The following is a 15,249-nucleotide window of genomic DNA, read 5'->3' on the forward strand; positions in this document are numbered from 1 at the left end:
GCCTGTGGATCGGGATGGCGTAACCCGAAGGTTCGAATTTGACAAGCTTTAGAAGGGAAAGGCTGTGATCTTCAGTCTCTTCCGCAAGGATCCCCGGCGCACGGCCATCGCGACTCTCTATGCGAGAATCGCCAATGCCTCCCGCCATCCGGGTCTCTACGCGGCACTCGGCATCCCGGATACTCTTGAGGGGCGGTTCGAATCCCTCTCTCTCCACATGATCATTGCCTTGCGGGCTCTGAGGCAACTTCCGCCCCCTGCGGATGATGTTGCCAAGGACCTGACGGATGCCTTTTTCCGGGATATGGACGCCTCTTTGAGGGAAATGGGCGTCGGCGACACGGTTGTGCCTAAGCGCATGAAGAAGGTGGCTGCGGCGTTCTATGGTCGGGCCCAGGCCTATGATCCGGCCCTCAATGCCGGGGACGAGAGCGCATTGGCCGAGGCACTCGGACGGAACGCCTTAGGGGGCGATGCACCTGCCGCTTCTCTGGCGCGTTATGCCCTGGCGGCGGACAAGGGTCTTAAGGCCGTCACGCTTGACGTGTTACTCGAATCCGGGCCCGCTTTCCCCGTGCCCGAGGCCTTCACAGAGGAGGGAAGCCGATGACCCCTGAAACCGTAGGTCCCCTGTCGCGCCTCGTGGACGTCATGAACATTCCGCCTCGGGGGCAGGAGGTCCATGTAGAGGCGAGCGGCGAGGAGCGCGCCGCTTTGGCCAAGGATTTTGGGCTTCCCGGCATTCAGGCTCTCTCTGGTGACTTCAAGCTGACCACTTCGGCCAAGGGCATCCACGTGACGGGCCTGGTGAAGGCCTCGATCACCCAGGTCTGTGTCGTGACCCTGGATTCGTTCGATTCCGACATCGAGGAGGAGGTCGAGGTGGACTTCGCGGAGTCCTCAGGGATGCCCGCGGAACCGCCGACCGATATCAACGAATACGAGCCGCCGGACGAGATCATCAACGGCCAGATCGACCTGGGAACACTCACCGCCGAGTTCCTGGCCCTCGGTCTCGACCCGTATCCGCGCAAGCCGGGGGTCGATTTCGATTACCGCGATCCGCGGGACGAGAAGGATTCGCCCTTCGCTGCTCTGGGCAAGCTGAGGACGGACAAGTAAAACGATCTCTCGGAAATGATGGGTTTCAGAGGCTCCCAGCCTCTGAGCCCTGTTGTGCTGAGGGCTACAGAATTCGGTTGCGATGCCAACGCAAACCGGTATTTTCCGCCCCCTGTTCAAGCCGAAAGAAAGAAAAAGCGGTTATGTCGAAGCCAGTGCGTATTTCGCTCGATGCGATGGGGGGGGATCATGGCCCGTCCATCGTCATCCCTGGTGCGGCCCTGGCCCTCGAGCGGCATCCCCATATCCGTTTTCTCATGTTCGGCAACGAGGCGGTCATCACGCCTCTCCTGAATGCCCATCCCAAGCTGAAGGCAGCGACCGAGCTTCGTCACACCGACATCGCCATTGCCATGGACGAGAAGCCGAGCCAGGCGATCCGCATGGGCCGCGGCAAATCATCCATGTGGAAGGCGGTGCAGGCCGTCCGGGACGGGGAGGCGGATGCCTGCGTCTCCGCGGGCAATACCGGTGCCCTCATGGCGACGGCCAAGATCTGTCTAAAGACCATGGCCCATATCGAGCGCCCGGCGATTGCCGCCATGTGGCCGACCATGCGGAGCGAGAGTATCGTGCTCGATGTCGGCGCCACCATCGGTGCGGATGCGGGGCACCTCGTCGATATGGCCATCATGGGCGCCGCCATGGCTCGCATCGTGTTCGATCTGGAGCGCCCCACCGTGGGTCTGCTCAATGTGGGCACGGAAGAAATTAAGGGGATCGAGGCCGTCAAGGAAGCTGGCCGCATTCTGAAGGACATGGATGCTCCTTATCTGGATTATCGCGGCTTCGTGGAGGGCGACGATATCGGCAAGGGAACCGTCGACGTGGTGGTGACCGAAGGCTTTACGGGCAACATTGCCTTGAAGACCGCCGAGGGCACGGCCAAGCAAATCGGCCAGTACCTGCGCTCCGCCATGAGCCGCACGCTGATGGCTAAGATCGGCTATCTGTTCGCGAAACAAGCCTTTAACGCTCTCAAGGACAAGATGGACCCGCGCAAGGTCAATGGCGGTGTCTTTCTTGGACTCGAAGGCGTGGTCGTGAAGAGCCACGGCGGCACGGACGATCTAGGCTTCGCCAGTGCCATCGACGTGGCCTACGACATGGCGCATTTTGAATTGATGAACACAATTCGGGGCATGCTGGAGCATGATCCGGTCGGGCACTCGGCCTGAGGAAAGTATTACCTTGAAACGTATCCGTTCCATCGTACGCGGCATCGGGTCCTACCTGCCGAAGCGAAAGCTGACCAACCAGGAGCTCGAGAAGATCGTGGACACCACGCACGAGTGGATCGTGCAGCGGACCGGCATCGAGCAGCGCTACATCGCGGATGACAGTGAGACCACATCGGTCCTCGGCATCAGGGCTGCCGAAGCCGCGCTCGCCGATGCGGGGCTGACGGCGCAGGATATCGACCTCATCGTCTGCGCCACTTCGACGCCGGACCATACCTTCCCGTCCACCGCGACGATGATTCAGAATGGTCTAGGGATCACGCACGGCGCGGCGTTTGACCTGCAGGCGGTCTGCACCGGCTTTGTCTATGCGGTCGCCACCGCTGACAAGTTCCTCCAGTCCGGCTCGCACAAGCGCGCGCTCGTGATCGGCGCGGAGACCTTTTCGCGCATCCTCGACTGGAACGATCGCACCACCTGCGTTCTCTTCGGCGACGGCGCCGGTGCACTCGTTCTCGAAGCCCAGGAAGGCGAGGGAAACTCTGCCGACCGGGGCATTCTGACCTCGCAGCTGCGCTCGGACGGCCGCTACCGCGAGAAGCTTTATGTCGATGGCGGCCCGGGCTCCACGAAGACCACCGGTATCCTGAAGATGGAGGGCAGGGAGGTCTTCAAGTTCGCCGTCGGTATGGTCACCGATGTTGTGCAGGACGCCTTCAAGGCCAGCGGCACGACGCCCGAAGAGCTGAAGTGGTTCGTGCCGCATCAGGCCAACAAGCGCATCATCACCGCCAGTGCCGACAAGCTCGGCATTGCGCCCGAGAAGGTGGTGATCACCGTCGACAGGCACGGCAATACCTCGGCGGCCTCGATTCCACTGGCTCTCGATGTCGCCCGCAAGGACGGGCGGATCAAGGATGGCGACCTCGTCATGATCGAGGCCATCGGCGGAGGCTTCACGTGGGGCAGTGCGCTCATTCGCTGGTAGGAATATAGACCATCTGGCCTAAATGGTAACCGCTTGACGACAACTCTAAGGTTGACCATACGGAGCCATCTGCATAGCGTCTTAACCGATTGAAAGACCAAAGAACTCATTCTTGCTGGGGAGCTCAATGGCTGGCAAAACTGTGACGAGAGCGGATCTGAGCGAGGCCGTCTACCAGAAGGTGGGCCTCTCAAGGACCGAATCAGCCGAGCTGGTCGAGAGGGTCCTGGCGGAGATCTGCGACAGCTTGGCCGCCGGTGAGACCGTCAAGCTCTCGTCCTTCGGCTCTTTCGTCGTGCGCAGCAAAGGCGAGCGCGTCGGCCGCAACCCGAAGACGGGGGTCGAGGTGCCGATCGATCCACGCCGGGTCATGGTCTTCAAGCCGTCCAACGTGCTGAAGGCCTATATCAACGGCGAAACCGTCGAGGGTGAGGATTAAGGCCTCGTGGCGGGCGGCTCCATGGACAAGAGCCCTGACGCGTTCCGCACCATCAGCGAGGTGGCCGAGGATCTTGACCTGCCGCAGCATGTGCTGCGGTTCTGGGAAACCCGCTTCACCCATATCAAGCCTCTGAAACGCGGCGGCGGGCGTCGCTATTACCGCCCGGATGACGTCGATCTTCTCAAGGGCATCCGCCATCTCCTCTATGGCGAGGGCTACACCATCAAGGGCGTGCAGCGCATCCTCAAGGAGGAGGGTGTCCGCTTTGTCCAGGCTGTCGGGCGTGGCGAGGAGAGCGTGGCAGCGCCCCGTTCGGAGCCCGGGGAGACGGTTGCCGAGGACGATGAGGAGTTTCTCGCTCCTGAGAGTTCTGGTCCCGTTATCGTAGCCTCCGAATCTCTCCTGTCGGACGATACCTTGCGGAAGCTGCGAGCGGCCCTGGATGAATTGGTCGAATGCGATCGTGTTCTGAGATCCCTGAAGGTCTCGACTGAAACGCTCGGGTCTGAATAGGCCAGGGCTCTTTTTCGTGCCTGACTTCGCTAAGGAGTCGGAAGGCTTGGATGCATCGTGCAGGTTTTTGTCATCGAGCCAAAAATGCGTGCAGGGAACGCTTGACAGGGGGCAGGGCGGCCCTTAAACCGCACCCCACGCACCGCTTCGGCGGTCCGATGCGCGGGCGTAGCTCAGTCGGTTAGAGTGCCGGCCTGTCACGCCGGAGGTCGCGGGTTCGAGCCCCGTCGCCCGCGCCACTTCTCCCCACGACAATTCGATCAAAACGAACGTTCCGAGCCTCAGCTCAAGGCGGTTGCTCTGCATCTGCATTGCCGCCCAAGGGCCCGAAGCGTGGCACTTTTGTGGGCTTTGAGCATTTCCCCAGAGTTTCTGGCCGCTCATAACCTGAGCCATTCGGAGAAAGTGCAGGGCAGGGTCGCATTGATGATCTCAAGGCATTTTACGAGCTTTTCCAACTGGGTGGCGCAGGTCTCCGGGCGCCCGACGACCTTCGCCATCAGCCTCATCGTCATTCTTCTCTGGGCCTTGAGTGGTCCGATCTTTGGATTTTCCGATACGTGGCAGCTCGTGGTGAATACCGGGACCACGATCGTGACCTTCCTGATGGTGTTCCTGATTCAGAACACCCAGAACAGGGACGGGGCGGCGATCCAGGCCAAGCTCGACGAACTGATCCGGGCGAGCGCTGCCCAAAACGTGTTCATCGGGATTGAACAGCTGACCCAGGAGGAACTCGACGAGATTCGGGCCAAATGCATGGCCAAGGCCAAGGCTGAAACCGCCGCAAATCAGGCAGAACACAGGGCTAACCGCAAGGCGGCCCAGGCTGCGGAACAAGCCACATCTTAGTTTGGAATGGTTCTTTTTACGGCACCGCAAACACTTGTCAGGGAAGGGGATCTCGGATAAGCCTCCCGCCACAACCGCCGTTTGTCGCAGGACCTTTATTCAGGCCTTTCTGTGGCTTAAATGCGTGGCATGTCGCCGGCCTTCCGGCCGCGCTCCGTTCCTTCTGGGTGTCGTATGACGAATCTCCTCGCCGACTACCTGCCTCTCGTGATCTTCATCGGCGTGTCGCTCCTGATCGGGGTGGCGCTGCTCGTGGCGCCGTTCATCGTCGCCTACAGCAAGCCCGATACGGAAAAGCTGTCCGCTTACGAGTGCGGGTTCAATGCCTTCGATGACGCACGCATGAAATTCGACGTGCGGTTCTATCTGGTCGCCATTCTCTTCATCATTTTCGACCTGGAAGTCGCCTTCCTGTTCCCCTGGGCCATCGTGTTCGGGAATCTGGGCTGGTTCGGCTTCGTCTCGATGATGATCTTCCTCGGCGTCCTGACTGTCGGCTTCGTCTATGAGTGGAAGAAGGGAGCCCTGGAATGGGATTGATCTCCGATAACCAGTCCACCCTGGTGGCCCCCGCCCCACGCGGCATCATCGATCCCAATACCGGCAAGCCGGTGGGTTCGACCGATCCCTATTTCGTCTCCATCAACGACGAGCTGTCTGACAAGGGTTTCCTTGTGACATCGACCGAGGACCTCATCACCTGGGCGCGCACCGGCTCGCTCATGTGGATGACCTTCGGCCTGGCCTGCTGCGCCGTCGAGATGATGCAGATGTCCATGCCTCGGTACGATGCCGAGCGCTTCGGATTCGCGCCCCGCGCCTCACCGCGCCAGTCGGACGTGATGATCGTCGCCGGTACGCTCACCAACAAGATGGCCCCCGCCCTCCGTAAGGTCTACGACCAGATGCCGGAGCCGCGTTACGTCATCTCCATGGGCTCCTGTGCCAATGGTGGCGGCTACTATCATTATTCCTACTCGGTGGTTCGTGGCTGCGACCGTATCGTGCCGGTCGACATCTACGTGCCTGGCTGCCCCCCGACTGCGGAGGCGCTCCTTTACGGCGTTCTGCTTCTCCAGAAGAAGATCCGCCGCACCGGCACCATCGAGCGCTGAGCAAAGGTCATCTTCATGAATGCTGAGCTCCAAGCCCTGAGCGACCACATCGCCTCGTCCCTCGGCGAGGCGATCGGGGATCGCGCCGTCGCTTACAACGAGCTGACGATCGTCGCCCGCCGCGAGGACATCGTGCGTGTGGTGACGTTCCTGCGAGACGATCCGCAATGCCGCTTCGTCTGCTTCGTTGACATCTGCGGCGTGGATTATCCAGCCCGCGAGAAGCGTTTCGACGTGGTCTACCACCTCCTGTCGCCATATCAGAACCGCCGCATCCGTGTGAAAGTGGAGACGGACGAGGTGACCCCGGTTCCCTCGCTGGTCGAGGTGTTCCCGGCAGCGAACTGGTTCGAGCGCGAGGCCTATGACCTCTATGGCATCCTGTTCTCGGGCCATCCGGACCTGCGCCGTATTCTGACCGATTACGGTTTCGAGGGTCATCCGCTCCGCAAGGACTTCCCGCTCACGGGCTATGTCGAGGTTCGCTACGACGATGGCCAGGGCCGCGTGGTCTACGAGCCGGTGAAGCTCAGCCAGGAATTCCGCAACTTCGACTTCCTCTCTCCCTGGGAGGGCACGGACTACGTGCTGCCCGGCGACGAGAAGGCCAAGGCATAAAGGCGGAAGGGGCCACCCATGGGCGAGCATAATATCCGCAACTTCACGATCAACTTCGGTCCTCAGCACCCGGCTGCGCACGGCGTGCTCCGCCTCGTGCTGGAGCTCGATGGCGAGGTAGTCGAGCGTGTCGATCCGCATATCGGGCTGCTCCATCGCGGCACCGAGAAGCTGATCGAGTACAAGACCTACGTTCAGGCCAATCCGTATTTCGACCGGCTCGACTACGTTGCGCCTCTGAATCAGGAACACGCCTATTGCATGGCTGTCGAGAAGCTGCTCGGCATCCAGGTGCCGCGCCGCGCCGAGTTGATCCGCGTCCTCTATTCCGAGATCGGGCGTTTGCTCTCTCACCTCCTCAACGTGACCACGCAGGCCATGGACGTCGGAGCGCTCACGCCGCCCCTCTGGGGCTTCGAGGAGCGCGAAAAGCTCATGATCTTCTACGAGCGGATTTCCGGCTCGCGCATGCACGCCAACTATTTCCGGCCGGGCGGCGTGAACATGGATATCCAGCCCGAGCTGATCGACGACATCGAAGCCTTCTGCGATCCGTTCCTGAAGGTGCTCGACGATCTCGATACGCTCGTCATGGGCAGCCGCATCTTCAAGCAGCGTAACGTGGACATCGGTGTCCTGACGCTTGACGATTGCTGGAAGTGGGGCTTCTCGGGCCCTCTGGTTCGCAGCTGCGGCGTCGCCTGGGACCTGCGCAAGGCGCAGCCCTATTCGCTCTACGAGGAGATGGAATTCGATATCCCTGTGGGCAAGAACGGCGACAACTATGACCGTCAGATCATCCGCATGGAAGAGATGCGCCAGTCTGTGCGCATCATGCGTCAGTGCCTGAACAAGCTGCGGGCTCCGGACGGGCAGGGACCTGTCGCGACCCTTGACGGCAAGGTCGCTCCGCCCTCGCGCAAGGACATGAAGCGCTCCATGGAAGCGCTGATCCATCACTTCAAGCTGTATACGGAAGGCTTCCACGTCCCCGCGGGCGAGGTCTATGTCGCCGTGGAGGCTCCGAAGGGAGAGTTCGGCGTCTATCTCGTGTCGGATGGCACCAACAAGCCGTATCGCTGCAAGGTGCGCGCTCCCGGATACGCCCACCTTCAGGGCATGGATTTCATGTGCCGCGGTCACATGCTGGCCGACGTCGCAGGCGTTCTCGGTTCCATCGACATCGTGTTCGGTGAAGTGGACCGGTAAGTAAAAATCCGGACTCGATTTCGGGCCCGGCGCCACGCTCTGAAAAAGCGTGATGGAAGAGTTCAAGTCGTGAATGGCCGGGTTCAAGCCCGGCCATGACGATGAGGAGAAGAGTCAAAATGGCCGTTCGTAAGCTCGCGCCTGAAGAATTGCAGCCCGAGAGCTTCGTGTTCTCGCCCGACACGGAAGCTTTTGCTGAGCAGCAGATCGCCAAGTATCCGCCCGGCCGCCAGGCCTCGGCGGTAATCCCGCTGCTGTGGAAGGCGCAGGAACAGGCCGGTGGCTGGCTGCCGCGCAAGGCCATCGAGGCCGTGGCCACCCGGCTCGACATGCCTTTCATCCGCGTGATGGAAGTGGCGACCTTCTACACGATGTTCAACCTAGAGCCCGTTGGAAAGTATTTCATCCAATTCTGCGGCACCACGCCTTGCGTGCTGCGGGGGGCTGGCGACATCAGACAAGTGCTTGAGAAGCGCATCGGCGACCAGAACCACGTCACCGCCGACGGGAATTTCTCCTGGCTCGAGGTCGAGTGCTTGGGCGCGTGCTGCAACGCCCCGATGGTGCAGATCAACGACGACTATTACGAAGACCTGACCCCTGAAAACTTCGAGAAGCTTCTCGACGATCTCGCGGCAGGCCGCCCGGTGAAGAAGGGGTCCCAGATCGGCCGCAACACCTCCGAACCGTTCGAGGCTGTCAACACCCTGCAGGATCCCTCGCTCTACGACGGCTCCCAGATCGGCACTTGGCGCAAACGCTTCGAGGAGCAGGCTCAGCCTGCCGGCACGGGCGAGGCTGCGGCTGCCGTCGCATCCGTTCCGCAGGAAGCCAAGGCCGCGAAGCCCACGGCTGGTCGCCCTATCGAGAGCGAGGTAGCCGATACGCCGGCTGAGCGCGCCAAGAAAGGCGAGGCGCCCGTGAATCCGGTCGACCAGAAGGAAGCAGCCGACCCGTCTCGCGCGACCAAGGTCGAGCCGCGCACGGAAGACGCCGCCAAGCCTGCTCCGCAGAGCGGCAAGTCCTATGTGGCCTCGCCGGGCGGGGGCGCGACACCGACAAGCCCCACGACGCCGAATGCTGGTACGCCTCCGGGCCAGTCCGAGACGCGTCGCGACGGCAGCGAAAGCAAGCCGGGTGTTGTCGTCGACAAAGACAACAAAACGTCCTGAGGGGGAGTGAACTGAGATGCTTCACGATAGAGATCGCATTTTCACCAACCTCTACGGCTTCCATTCGGCGAGCCTCGACGCTGCGAAGATGCGCGGTGCGTGGGACGGAACCAAGTTCCTCCTCGAGAAGGGTCGCGACTGGATCGTCGACGAGATGAAGGCCTCGGGGCTGCGTGGCCGCGGCGGCGCAGGCTTCCCCACGGGCCTGAAATGGTCCTTCATGCCCAAGCAGTCGGATGGGCGTCCGCACTATCTCGTCGTCAATGCCGACGAGTCGGAGCCGGGCACCTGTAAGGACCGTGAGATCATGCGGAACGATCCGCATCTTCTCATCGAAGGCTGCCTTATCGCCTCCTTCGCCATGGGCGCGCACGCGGCCTACATCTACATCCGCGGCGAGTACGTCGCCGAGAAGCATGCGCTTCAGCGCGCGGTGGATGAGGCCTATGCCGCAAAGCTCATCGGCAAGGACAACGCCCACGGCTATCCCTTCGACGTCTACGTCCACCACGGCGCAGGTGCTTACATCTGTGGTGAGGAGACGGCGCTCATCGAGAGCCTGGAAGGCAAGAAGGGCATGCCGCGCCTGAAGCCTCCGTTCCCGGCCAATATGGGCCTCTATGGTTGCCCGACCACGGTGAACAACGTGGAGTCGATTGCGGTCGCCGGCACGATCCTGCGTCGCGGCGCGTCCTGGTTTTCCAGCATCGGCCGTCCGAACAACGTTGGCACGAAGCTCTTCTGCGTGTCCGGCCACGTGAACAAGCCCTGCAATGTGGAAGAGGCCATGGGCCTCACCTTCCGCGAACTGATCGACACGCATTGCGGCGGCATTCGTGGCGGCTGGGACAACCTGCTCGCCGTGATCCCCGGCGGCTCGTCCGTTCCGGTCGTGCCAGCCGATCAGATCATCGACGCGCCGATGGACTTCGATACCCTGCGCGGCCTGCGCTCGGGTCTCGGCACTGCCGCCGTGATCGTCATGGACAAGTCCACCGACATCGTCCGCGCCATCGCCCGCATCTCTTACTTCTACAAGCATGAGAGCTGCGGCCAGTGCACGCCGTGCCGCGAGGGCACCGGTTGGATGTGGCGCGTGCTCAACCGCATGGCCGAGGGCCGCGCCCAGAAACGCGAAATCGACATGCTGCTCGAAGTCTCGACCCAGATCGAAGGTCACACCATCTGCGCGCTCGGCGACGCGGCGGCCTGGCCGGTTCAGGGTCTGATCCGTCACTTCCGTCATGAGATCGAGAAGCGGATCGACGACTACGCGGCGAACCCGCATTCAGAATCCGTCATGATCGCGGCGGAGTGAGAACTTAAGATGGCTAAAATCATCGTTGATGGCGTCGAAGTCGACGTCCCCGCCGAATACACGCTGCTCCAGGCCGCCGAGGCCGCGGGTGCGGAAGTTCCGCGCTTCTGCTTCCACGAGCGGCTCTCGATCGCCGGCAACTGCCGCATGTGCCTCGTTGAGGTGAAGGGCGCGCCGAAGCCGGTCGCCTCCTGTGCCTGGGGCGTGCGCGATTGCCGCCCGGGCCCGAACGGGGAGCCGCCGGAAATTTCGACCAAGTCGCCGACCGTCAAGAAGGCGCGCGAGGGTGTGATGGAGTTCCTCCTGATCAACCACCCGCTCGATTGCCCAATCTGCGACCAGGGTGGCCAGTGCGACCTGCAGGACCAGGCGATGGCCTACGGCGTCGACACCAGCCGCTTCCACGAGAACAAGCGCGCGGTCACCGACAAGTATCTCGGCCCGCTCGTTCGCACCTCCATGAACCGCTGCATTCACTGCACCCGCTGCGTGCGCTTCACCGCCGAGGTGGCGGGCGTGCCGGACATGGGGGCTCTGTGGCGCGGCGAGGACATGGAGATCACGAGCTATCTCGAAAAGGCGCTCGGCTCCGAGCTGCAGGCCAACATCGCGGATCTCTGCCCGGTTGGCGCACTCACCCATAAGCCTGAGTCCTTCCACTTCCGTCCGTGGGAGCTCACCAAGACCGATTCCGTCGACGTGATGGATGCGGTCGGCTCCTCGATCCGCGTTGATTCCCGTGGCCGCGAGGTCATGCGCATCCTGCCGCGCGTGAACGAAGCGGTGAACGAGGAATGGATCTCCGACAAGACCCGCCAGATCGTCGACGGCCTGCGCCTGCAGCGCCTCGACCGGCCGTTCGTTCGGGAAAGCGGCCGCCTGCGTCCGGCTTCCTGGCAGGAGGCTTTCGCCACCATTGCTGCCAAGGTAAAGGACACGGACGTCAAGAAGATCGGCGCCATCATCGGCGATCTTGCAGCCGTCGAAGAGATGTTTGCGCTCAAGCTCCTCATGCAGAGCCTCGGCGTCACGAACATCGACGCCCGTCAGGACGGCACGGTGCTGTCGCCGGCTTATGGCCGCGGCTCGTATCTCTTCAACACCACTATCGCTGGCATTGAAGATGCGGACGCGATCCTGATCGTGGGCTCCAACCCACGCATCGAGGCTTCGCTCGTCAACGTGCGTATCCGCAAGCGCTGGCGCGTGGCTCCGCCGCCGATCGCTATCATCGGTGAGAACGCGGACCTGACCTATCCTTACGAATACCTCGGCGCAGGTCCCGACACCCTCGCCGAGTTGGCCGCGGGCCGGAACAGCTTCATCGAGAAGCTCCGCAGCGCCGAGCGTCCGCTGATCATCGTGGGGCAGGGCGCACTCTCGCGTCCGGACGGTCTCGCGATTCTCTCCGCCGTCGCCCAGCTTGCCCGCGACGTCGGTGCAGTGAAGGACGGCTGGAACGGCTTCTCTGTTCTGCACACTGCAGCTTCGCGCGTTGGTGCGCTCGATCTTGGCCTCGTGCCGGGCGAGGGCGGCCTGACAGCCGAGCAGATGGCCCAGGGCGGTGTCGAGGTGCTATTCAACCTCGGCGCCGACGAGATCGATATCGCCCCTGGCGCCTTCGTCATCTATCAGGGCACCCACGGCGATCGTGGCGCGCACCGCGCCGACGTGATCCTGCCGGCGGCCACCTACACGGAAAAGTCCGGAACGTACGTGAACACGGAAGGCCGGGTGCAGATGGCGAACCGCGCGGCCTTCGCGCCCGGCGAGGCCCGTGAGGATTGGGCGATCCTGCGCGCTCTGTCCGACGTGCTGGGCCACCGCCTGCCGTTCGACTCGCTCAACGCGCTGCGCGCCAAGCTCTATGCGGCTTACCCGCATTTTGCGGCTATCGAGACCGTGCAGCCTGCTGACAGCGCTGCTGCTATCCAGGCGCTCGTCGGCATCGGCGGCACAGCCGGCCGCGAGGCTTTCGTGAGCCCCGTGAAGGATTTCTACCTGACGAATCCGATCGCCCGCGCCTCCGGCGTCATGGCCGAGTGCTCCGCGCTCGCCCGTGAGCTGAAGCTCGAAGCGGCCGAGTAAGAGAGGAGAGAACCATGGAATTTGGAGATATCCTCCTCGCCGTCGCGATCATGCTGGGCAAGAGCCTGCTCATGCTCGTCGCGCTTCTCATCTTCATCGCCTATGCGCTCTATGCCGACCGCAAGGTCTGGGCCGCGGTTCAGCTGCGGCGCGGTCCGAACGTCGTCGGCCCCTGGGGCCTGCTGCAGTCCTTCGCCGACCTGCTCAAGTTCGTGCTGAAGGAGCCGGTGATCCCGTCCTCGGCCAACAAGGGCATGTTCCTGCTGGCGCCGCTGGTGATGTGCACGCTCTCGCTCGCGGCCTGGGCGGTCATTCCGCTCAACGCCGGCTGGGCGATCGCGGACATTAACGTCGGCATCCTCTACATCTTCGCGATCTCGTCGCTCGGCGTTTACGGCGTCATCATGGGCGGCTGGGCCTCCAACTCGAAGTATCCGTTCCTCGGCGCGTTGCGCTCGGCGGCGCAGATGGTGTCATACGAGGTCTCCATCGGCTTCGTCATCGTGACGGTGCTCATGTGCGCCGGCAGCCTGAACCTCTCGCAGATCGTCGAGGCGCAGAACACCAGCCTCGGCATCCTCGGCTGGTACTGGCTGCCGCTGTTCCCGATGTTCGTGGTGTTCTTCATCTCGGCCATGGCCGAGACGAACCGCCCGCCCTTCGACCTGCCGGAAGCCGAGTCGGAGCTTGTGGCCGGCTACATGGTGGAATACTCCTCCACCCCGTACCTGCTGTTCATGCTCGGCGAATACGTGGCCATCATGACCATGTGCGCGTTCGGCACGATCCTGTTCCTCGGCGGTTGGCTTTCCCCGATCCCGTTCGCGCCCTTCACCTGGGTGCCCGGCGTGATCTGGTTCGTGCTGAAGGCGAGCTTCCTCTTCATTCTCATCGCCATGGTGAAGGCCCTGGTGCCGCGCTATCGCTACGATCAGCTCATGCGCCTGGGCTGGAAGGTCTTCCTTCCGCTGTCTCTCGCCATGGTCGTCATCGTGGCGGGCGTACTGATGGCAACCGGCCTCGCGCCGGGCATGCGCTAAAGGAGTTCGGCGACATGAAGATCGCTCAGTTCTTCAACGCCCTTCTGCTGAAGGAATTCGTGGCCGGCTTCATCCTGACCACGAGGTACTTCTTCAAGCCGAAGGCAACGCTCAACTACCCGTTCGAGATGGGCCACCGCGGTCCGCGCTTCCGTGGTGAGCACGCGCTTCGCCGCTACCCCAACGGGGAAGAGCGCTGCATCGCCTGCAAGCTCTGTGAGGCGATCTGCCCGGCCCAGGCCATCACCATTGAGGCAGGTCCGCGCCGCAACGACGGCACCCGCCGCACGACGCGCTACGACATCGACATGGTGAAGTGCATCTATTGCGGCATGTGCCAGGAAGCCTGTCCGGTGGACGCCATCGTGGAAGGCCCGAACTTCGAGTTCTCGGTGGAGACCCGCGAGGAGCTTCTCTACGACAAGGCCAAGCTGCTCGCGAACGGCGAGCGTTGGGAGCGGGAAATCGCGCGCAACATCGCGAAGACCGCGCCTTACCGCTGACAATCGCTTCCTGCCCGGAAAGGGCAGGGGGCAAGCATGTCCGGCGGGTTGTTCCTGTCGGGTTCGGAATTTATAGACAGGCCACTGGATTCTCCGGGGCCACGTCGGAAGGGGCCGCTCTTGGGGCGGCTTGTGTTTGAGCATGACGGTTACCGCCGCCTTCTTCTATCTGTTCGCGACGATTACGATCGCATCCGGTTTCATGGTGATCGCCTCGCGCAATCCCGTGCAGTCGGTGCTCTTCCTCATCCTGGCCTTCGTCAATGCGGCGGGCCTGTTCCTGATGATGGGAGCCGAATTCCTCGCGATGATCCTGGTCATCGTCTATGTGGGCGCGGTCGCGGTGCTCTTCCTCTTCGTCGTCATGATGCTCGACGTGGACTTCGCGGCGCTCCGCCAGGGCTTCCTGCAGTATCTGCCCTTCGGCGCCCTGATCGGCATCGTGCTCCTGATCGAGTTGATCTTCGTGGTGAGTGCTTACGTGATCGACCCGGGCCTTGTCCGCGCGCCGGCCGTTCCAATTCCGGCCGCTGACGTGATGACCAACACCGAGGCGCTCGGTCAGGTGCTCTACACCCGCTACTTCTACTTCTTCCAGGCCGCCGGCCTGATCCTGCTGGTGGCCATGATCGGCGCTATCGTGCTGACGCTTCGCGAACGCGTCGGCGTACGCCGCCAGGACATCTCGAAGCAGAACGCCCGCACACAGGAAACCGCCGTCGAGGTTCGGAAGGTTCCCTTCCGCCAGGGCATCTAAGGAGACACGCGATGGTTATCGGACTGGGCCACTATCTCACCGTCGCCGCTGTGCTCTTCACGCTCGGCGTGTTCGGCATCTTCATCAATCGGAAGAACGTCATCGTCATCCTGATGTCCATCGAACTCATCCTGCTCTCGGTGAACATCAACATGGTGGCTTTCTCGACCCATCTGAACGACATCGTGGGCCAGGTCTTCGCGCTGCTGATCCTCACGGTCGCCGCAGCGGAGGCGGCCATCGGCCTTGCCATTCTGGTGGTCTTCTTCCGCAACCGCGGCTCCATCGCGGTTGAAGACGTGAACATGATGAAGGGCTAAGCCCTAACGGC

The 15,249-nt window shown here is 62.4% G+C and carries 18 protein-coding genes and 1 tRNA gene; all 19 read left to right on the top strand.

Annotation, left to right across the window (positions count from 1 at the left end; all coding sequences use genetic code 11):
- Nucleotides 1-64: 64 nt before the first annotated feature.
- The 19 genes from AA309_RS01255 to nuoK all read left to right on the top strand — a co-directional run bounded on the left by AA309_RS01255 (nucleotide 65) and on the right by nuoK (nucleotide 15,238).
- Nucleotides 65-610 (top strand): ubiquinol-cytochrome C chaperone family protein, encoded by a 546-nt coding sequence (locus tag AA309_RS01255; RefSeq protein ID WP_047187165.1) that lies wholly within the window; start codon nucleotides 65-67, stop codon nucleotides 608-610.
- Nucleotides 607-1,122, top strand: coding sequence for a YceD family protein (locus tag AA309_RS01260; protein ID WP_047187166.1), 516 nt, complete (start codon nucleotides 607-609; stop codon nucleotides 1,120-1,122). The genes AA309_RS01255 and AA309_RS01260 overlap by 4 nt, the downstream gene beginning before the upstream one ends.
- A 143-nt stretch (nucleotides 1,123-1,265) precedes the next feature.
- Nucleotides 1,266-2,300 (top strand): phosphate acyltransferase PlsX, encoded by a 1,035-nt coding sequence (gene plsX, locus AA309_RS01265; RefSeq protein WP_047187167.1) that lies wholly within the window; start codon nucleotides 1,266-1,268, stop codon nucleotides 2,298-2,300.
- A complete protein-coding gene (locus tag AA309_RS01270) occupies nucleotides 2,275-3,291 on the top strand; it encodes a beta-ketoacyl-ACP synthase III (RefSeq protein WP_200901917.1) in 1,017 nt (338 codons plus the stop codon). The genes plsX and AA309_RS01270 overlap by 26 nt, the downstream gene beginning before the upstream one ends.
- A 127-nt stretch (nucleotides 3,292-3,418) precedes the next feature.
- Nucleotides 3,419-3,730: an integration host factor subunit alpha gene (locus AA309_RS01275; protein WP_047187169.1), complete on the top strand. Its 312-nt coding sequence runs from the start codon at nucleotides 3,419-3,421 to the stop codon at nucleotides 3,728-3,730.
- Nucleotides 3,731-3,751: 21 nt separating this feature from the next.
- Nucleotides 3,752-4,246: a MerR family transcriptional regulator gene (locus tag AA309_RS01280; RefSeq protein WP_047187242.1), complete on the top strand. Its 495-nt coding sequence runs from the start codon at nucleotides 3,752-3,754 to the stop codon at nucleotides 4,244-4,246.
- Between the two features lie 162 nt (nucleotides 4,247-4,408).
- Nucleotides 4,409-4,485 (top strand) — tRNA-Asp (locus tag AA309_RS01285).
- A 187-nt stretch (nucleotides 4,486-4,672) separates the two neighbouring features.
- Nucleotides 4,673-5,098: a low affinity iron permease family protein gene (locus tag AA309_RS01290; RefSeq protein ID WP_047187170.1), complete on the top strand. Its 426-nt coding sequence runs from the start codon at nucleotides 4,673-4,675 to the stop codon at nucleotides 5,096-5,098.
- 174 nt (nucleotides 5,099-5,272) lie between these two features.
- On the top strand, nucleotides 5,273-5,638 hold the full coding sequence (locus tag AA309_RS01295) for an NADH-quinone oxidoreductase subunit A (protein WP_047187243.1): 366 nt from the start codon (nucleotides 5,273-5,275) through the stop codon (nucleotides 5,636-5,638).
- Nucleotides 5,629-6,213 carry a NuoB/complex I 20 kDa subunit family protein gene (locus AA309_RS01300; RefSeq protein ID WP_047187171.1) on the top strand — a complete coding sequence of 195 codons (585 nt, stop codon included), beginning with the start codon at nucleotides 5,629-5,631 and terminating at the stop codon, nucleotides 6,211-6,213. Before AA309_RS01295 ends, AA309_RS01300 begins: the two co-directional genes overlap by 10 nt.
- A gap of 15 nt (nucleotides 6,214-6,228) precedes the next feature.
- Nucleotides 6,229-6,831, top strand: a complete 603-nt coding sequence (locus tag AA309_RS01305; protein ID WP_047187172.1) for an NADH-quinone oxidoreductase subunit C — start codon at nucleotides 6,229-6,231, stop codon at nucleotides 6,829-6,831.
- A gap of 18 nt (nucleotides 6,832-6,849) precedes the next feature.
- Nucleotides 6,850-8,040 (top strand): NADH-quinone oxidoreductase subunit D, encoded by a 1,191-nt coding sequence (locus AA309_RS01310; protein ID WP_047187173.1) that lies wholly within the window; start codon nucleotides 6,850-6,852, stop codon nucleotides 8,038-8,040.
- A 119-nt stretch (nucleotides 8,041-8,159) separates the two neighbouring features.
- Nucleotides 8,160-9,212, top strand: a complete 1,053-nt coding sequence (gene nuoE, locus AA309_RS01315) for an NADH-quinone oxidoreductase subunit NuoE (protein ID WP_047187174.1) — start codon at nucleotides 8,160-8,162, stop codon at nucleotides 9,210-9,212.
- A 16-nt stretch (nucleotides 9,213-9,228) separates the two neighbouring features.
- Nucleotides 9,229-10,530 carry an NADH-quinone oxidoreductase subunit NuoF gene (nuoF, locus tag AA309_RS01320; protein ID WP_047187175.1) on the top strand — a complete coding sequence of 434 codons (1,302 nt, stop codon included), beginning with the start codon at nucleotides 9,229-9,231 and terminating at the stop codon, nucleotides 10,528-10,530.
- 9 nt (nucleotides 10,531-10,539) lie between these two features.
- A complete protein-coding gene (nuoG, locus tag AA309_RS01325; protein WP_047187176.1) occupies nucleotides 10,540-12,618 on the top strand; it encodes an NADH-quinone oxidoreductase subunit NuoG in 2,079 nt (692 codons plus the stop codon).
- 14 nt (nucleotides 12,619-12,632) lie between these two features.
- Nucleotides 12,633-13,658, top strand: a complete 1,026-nt coding sequence (gene nuoH, locus AA309_RS01330) for an NADH-quinone oxidoreductase subunit NuoH (protein ID WP_047187177.1) — start codon at nucleotides 12,633-12,635, stop codon at nucleotides 13,656-13,658.
- A 14-nt stretch (nucleotides 13,659-13,672) separates the two neighbouring features.
- Nucleotides 13,673-14,161, top strand: a complete 489-nt coding sequence (nuoI, locus tag AA309_RS01335; RefSeq protein WP_047187178.1) for an NADH-quinone oxidoreductase subunit NuoI — start codon at nucleotides 13,673-13,675, stop codon at nucleotides 14,159-14,161.
- Nucleotides 14,162-14,303: 142 nt separating this feature from the next.
- Nucleotides 14,304-14,918, top strand: coding sequence for an NADH-quinone oxidoreductase subunit J (locus tag AA309_RS01340; RefSeq protein ID WP_047187179.1), 615 nt, complete (start codon nucleotides 14,304-14,306; stop codon nucleotides 14,916-14,918).
- Between the two features lie 11 nt (nucleotides 14,919-14,929).
- Complete coding sequence (nuoK, locus tag AA309_RS01345) at nucleotides 14,930-15,238, top strand: NADH-quinone oxidoreductase subunit NuoK (protein WP_047187180.1); 309 nt, start codon at nucleotides 14,930-14,932, stop codon at nucleotides 15,236-15,238.
- Nucleotides 15,239-15,249: the final 11 nt, after the last annotated feature.

It is taken from the genome of Microvirga vignae, assembly GCF_001017175.1.
Lineage (GTDB): Bacteria > Pseudomonadota > Alphaproteobacteria > Rhizobiales > Beijerinckiaceae > Microvirga > Microvirga vignae.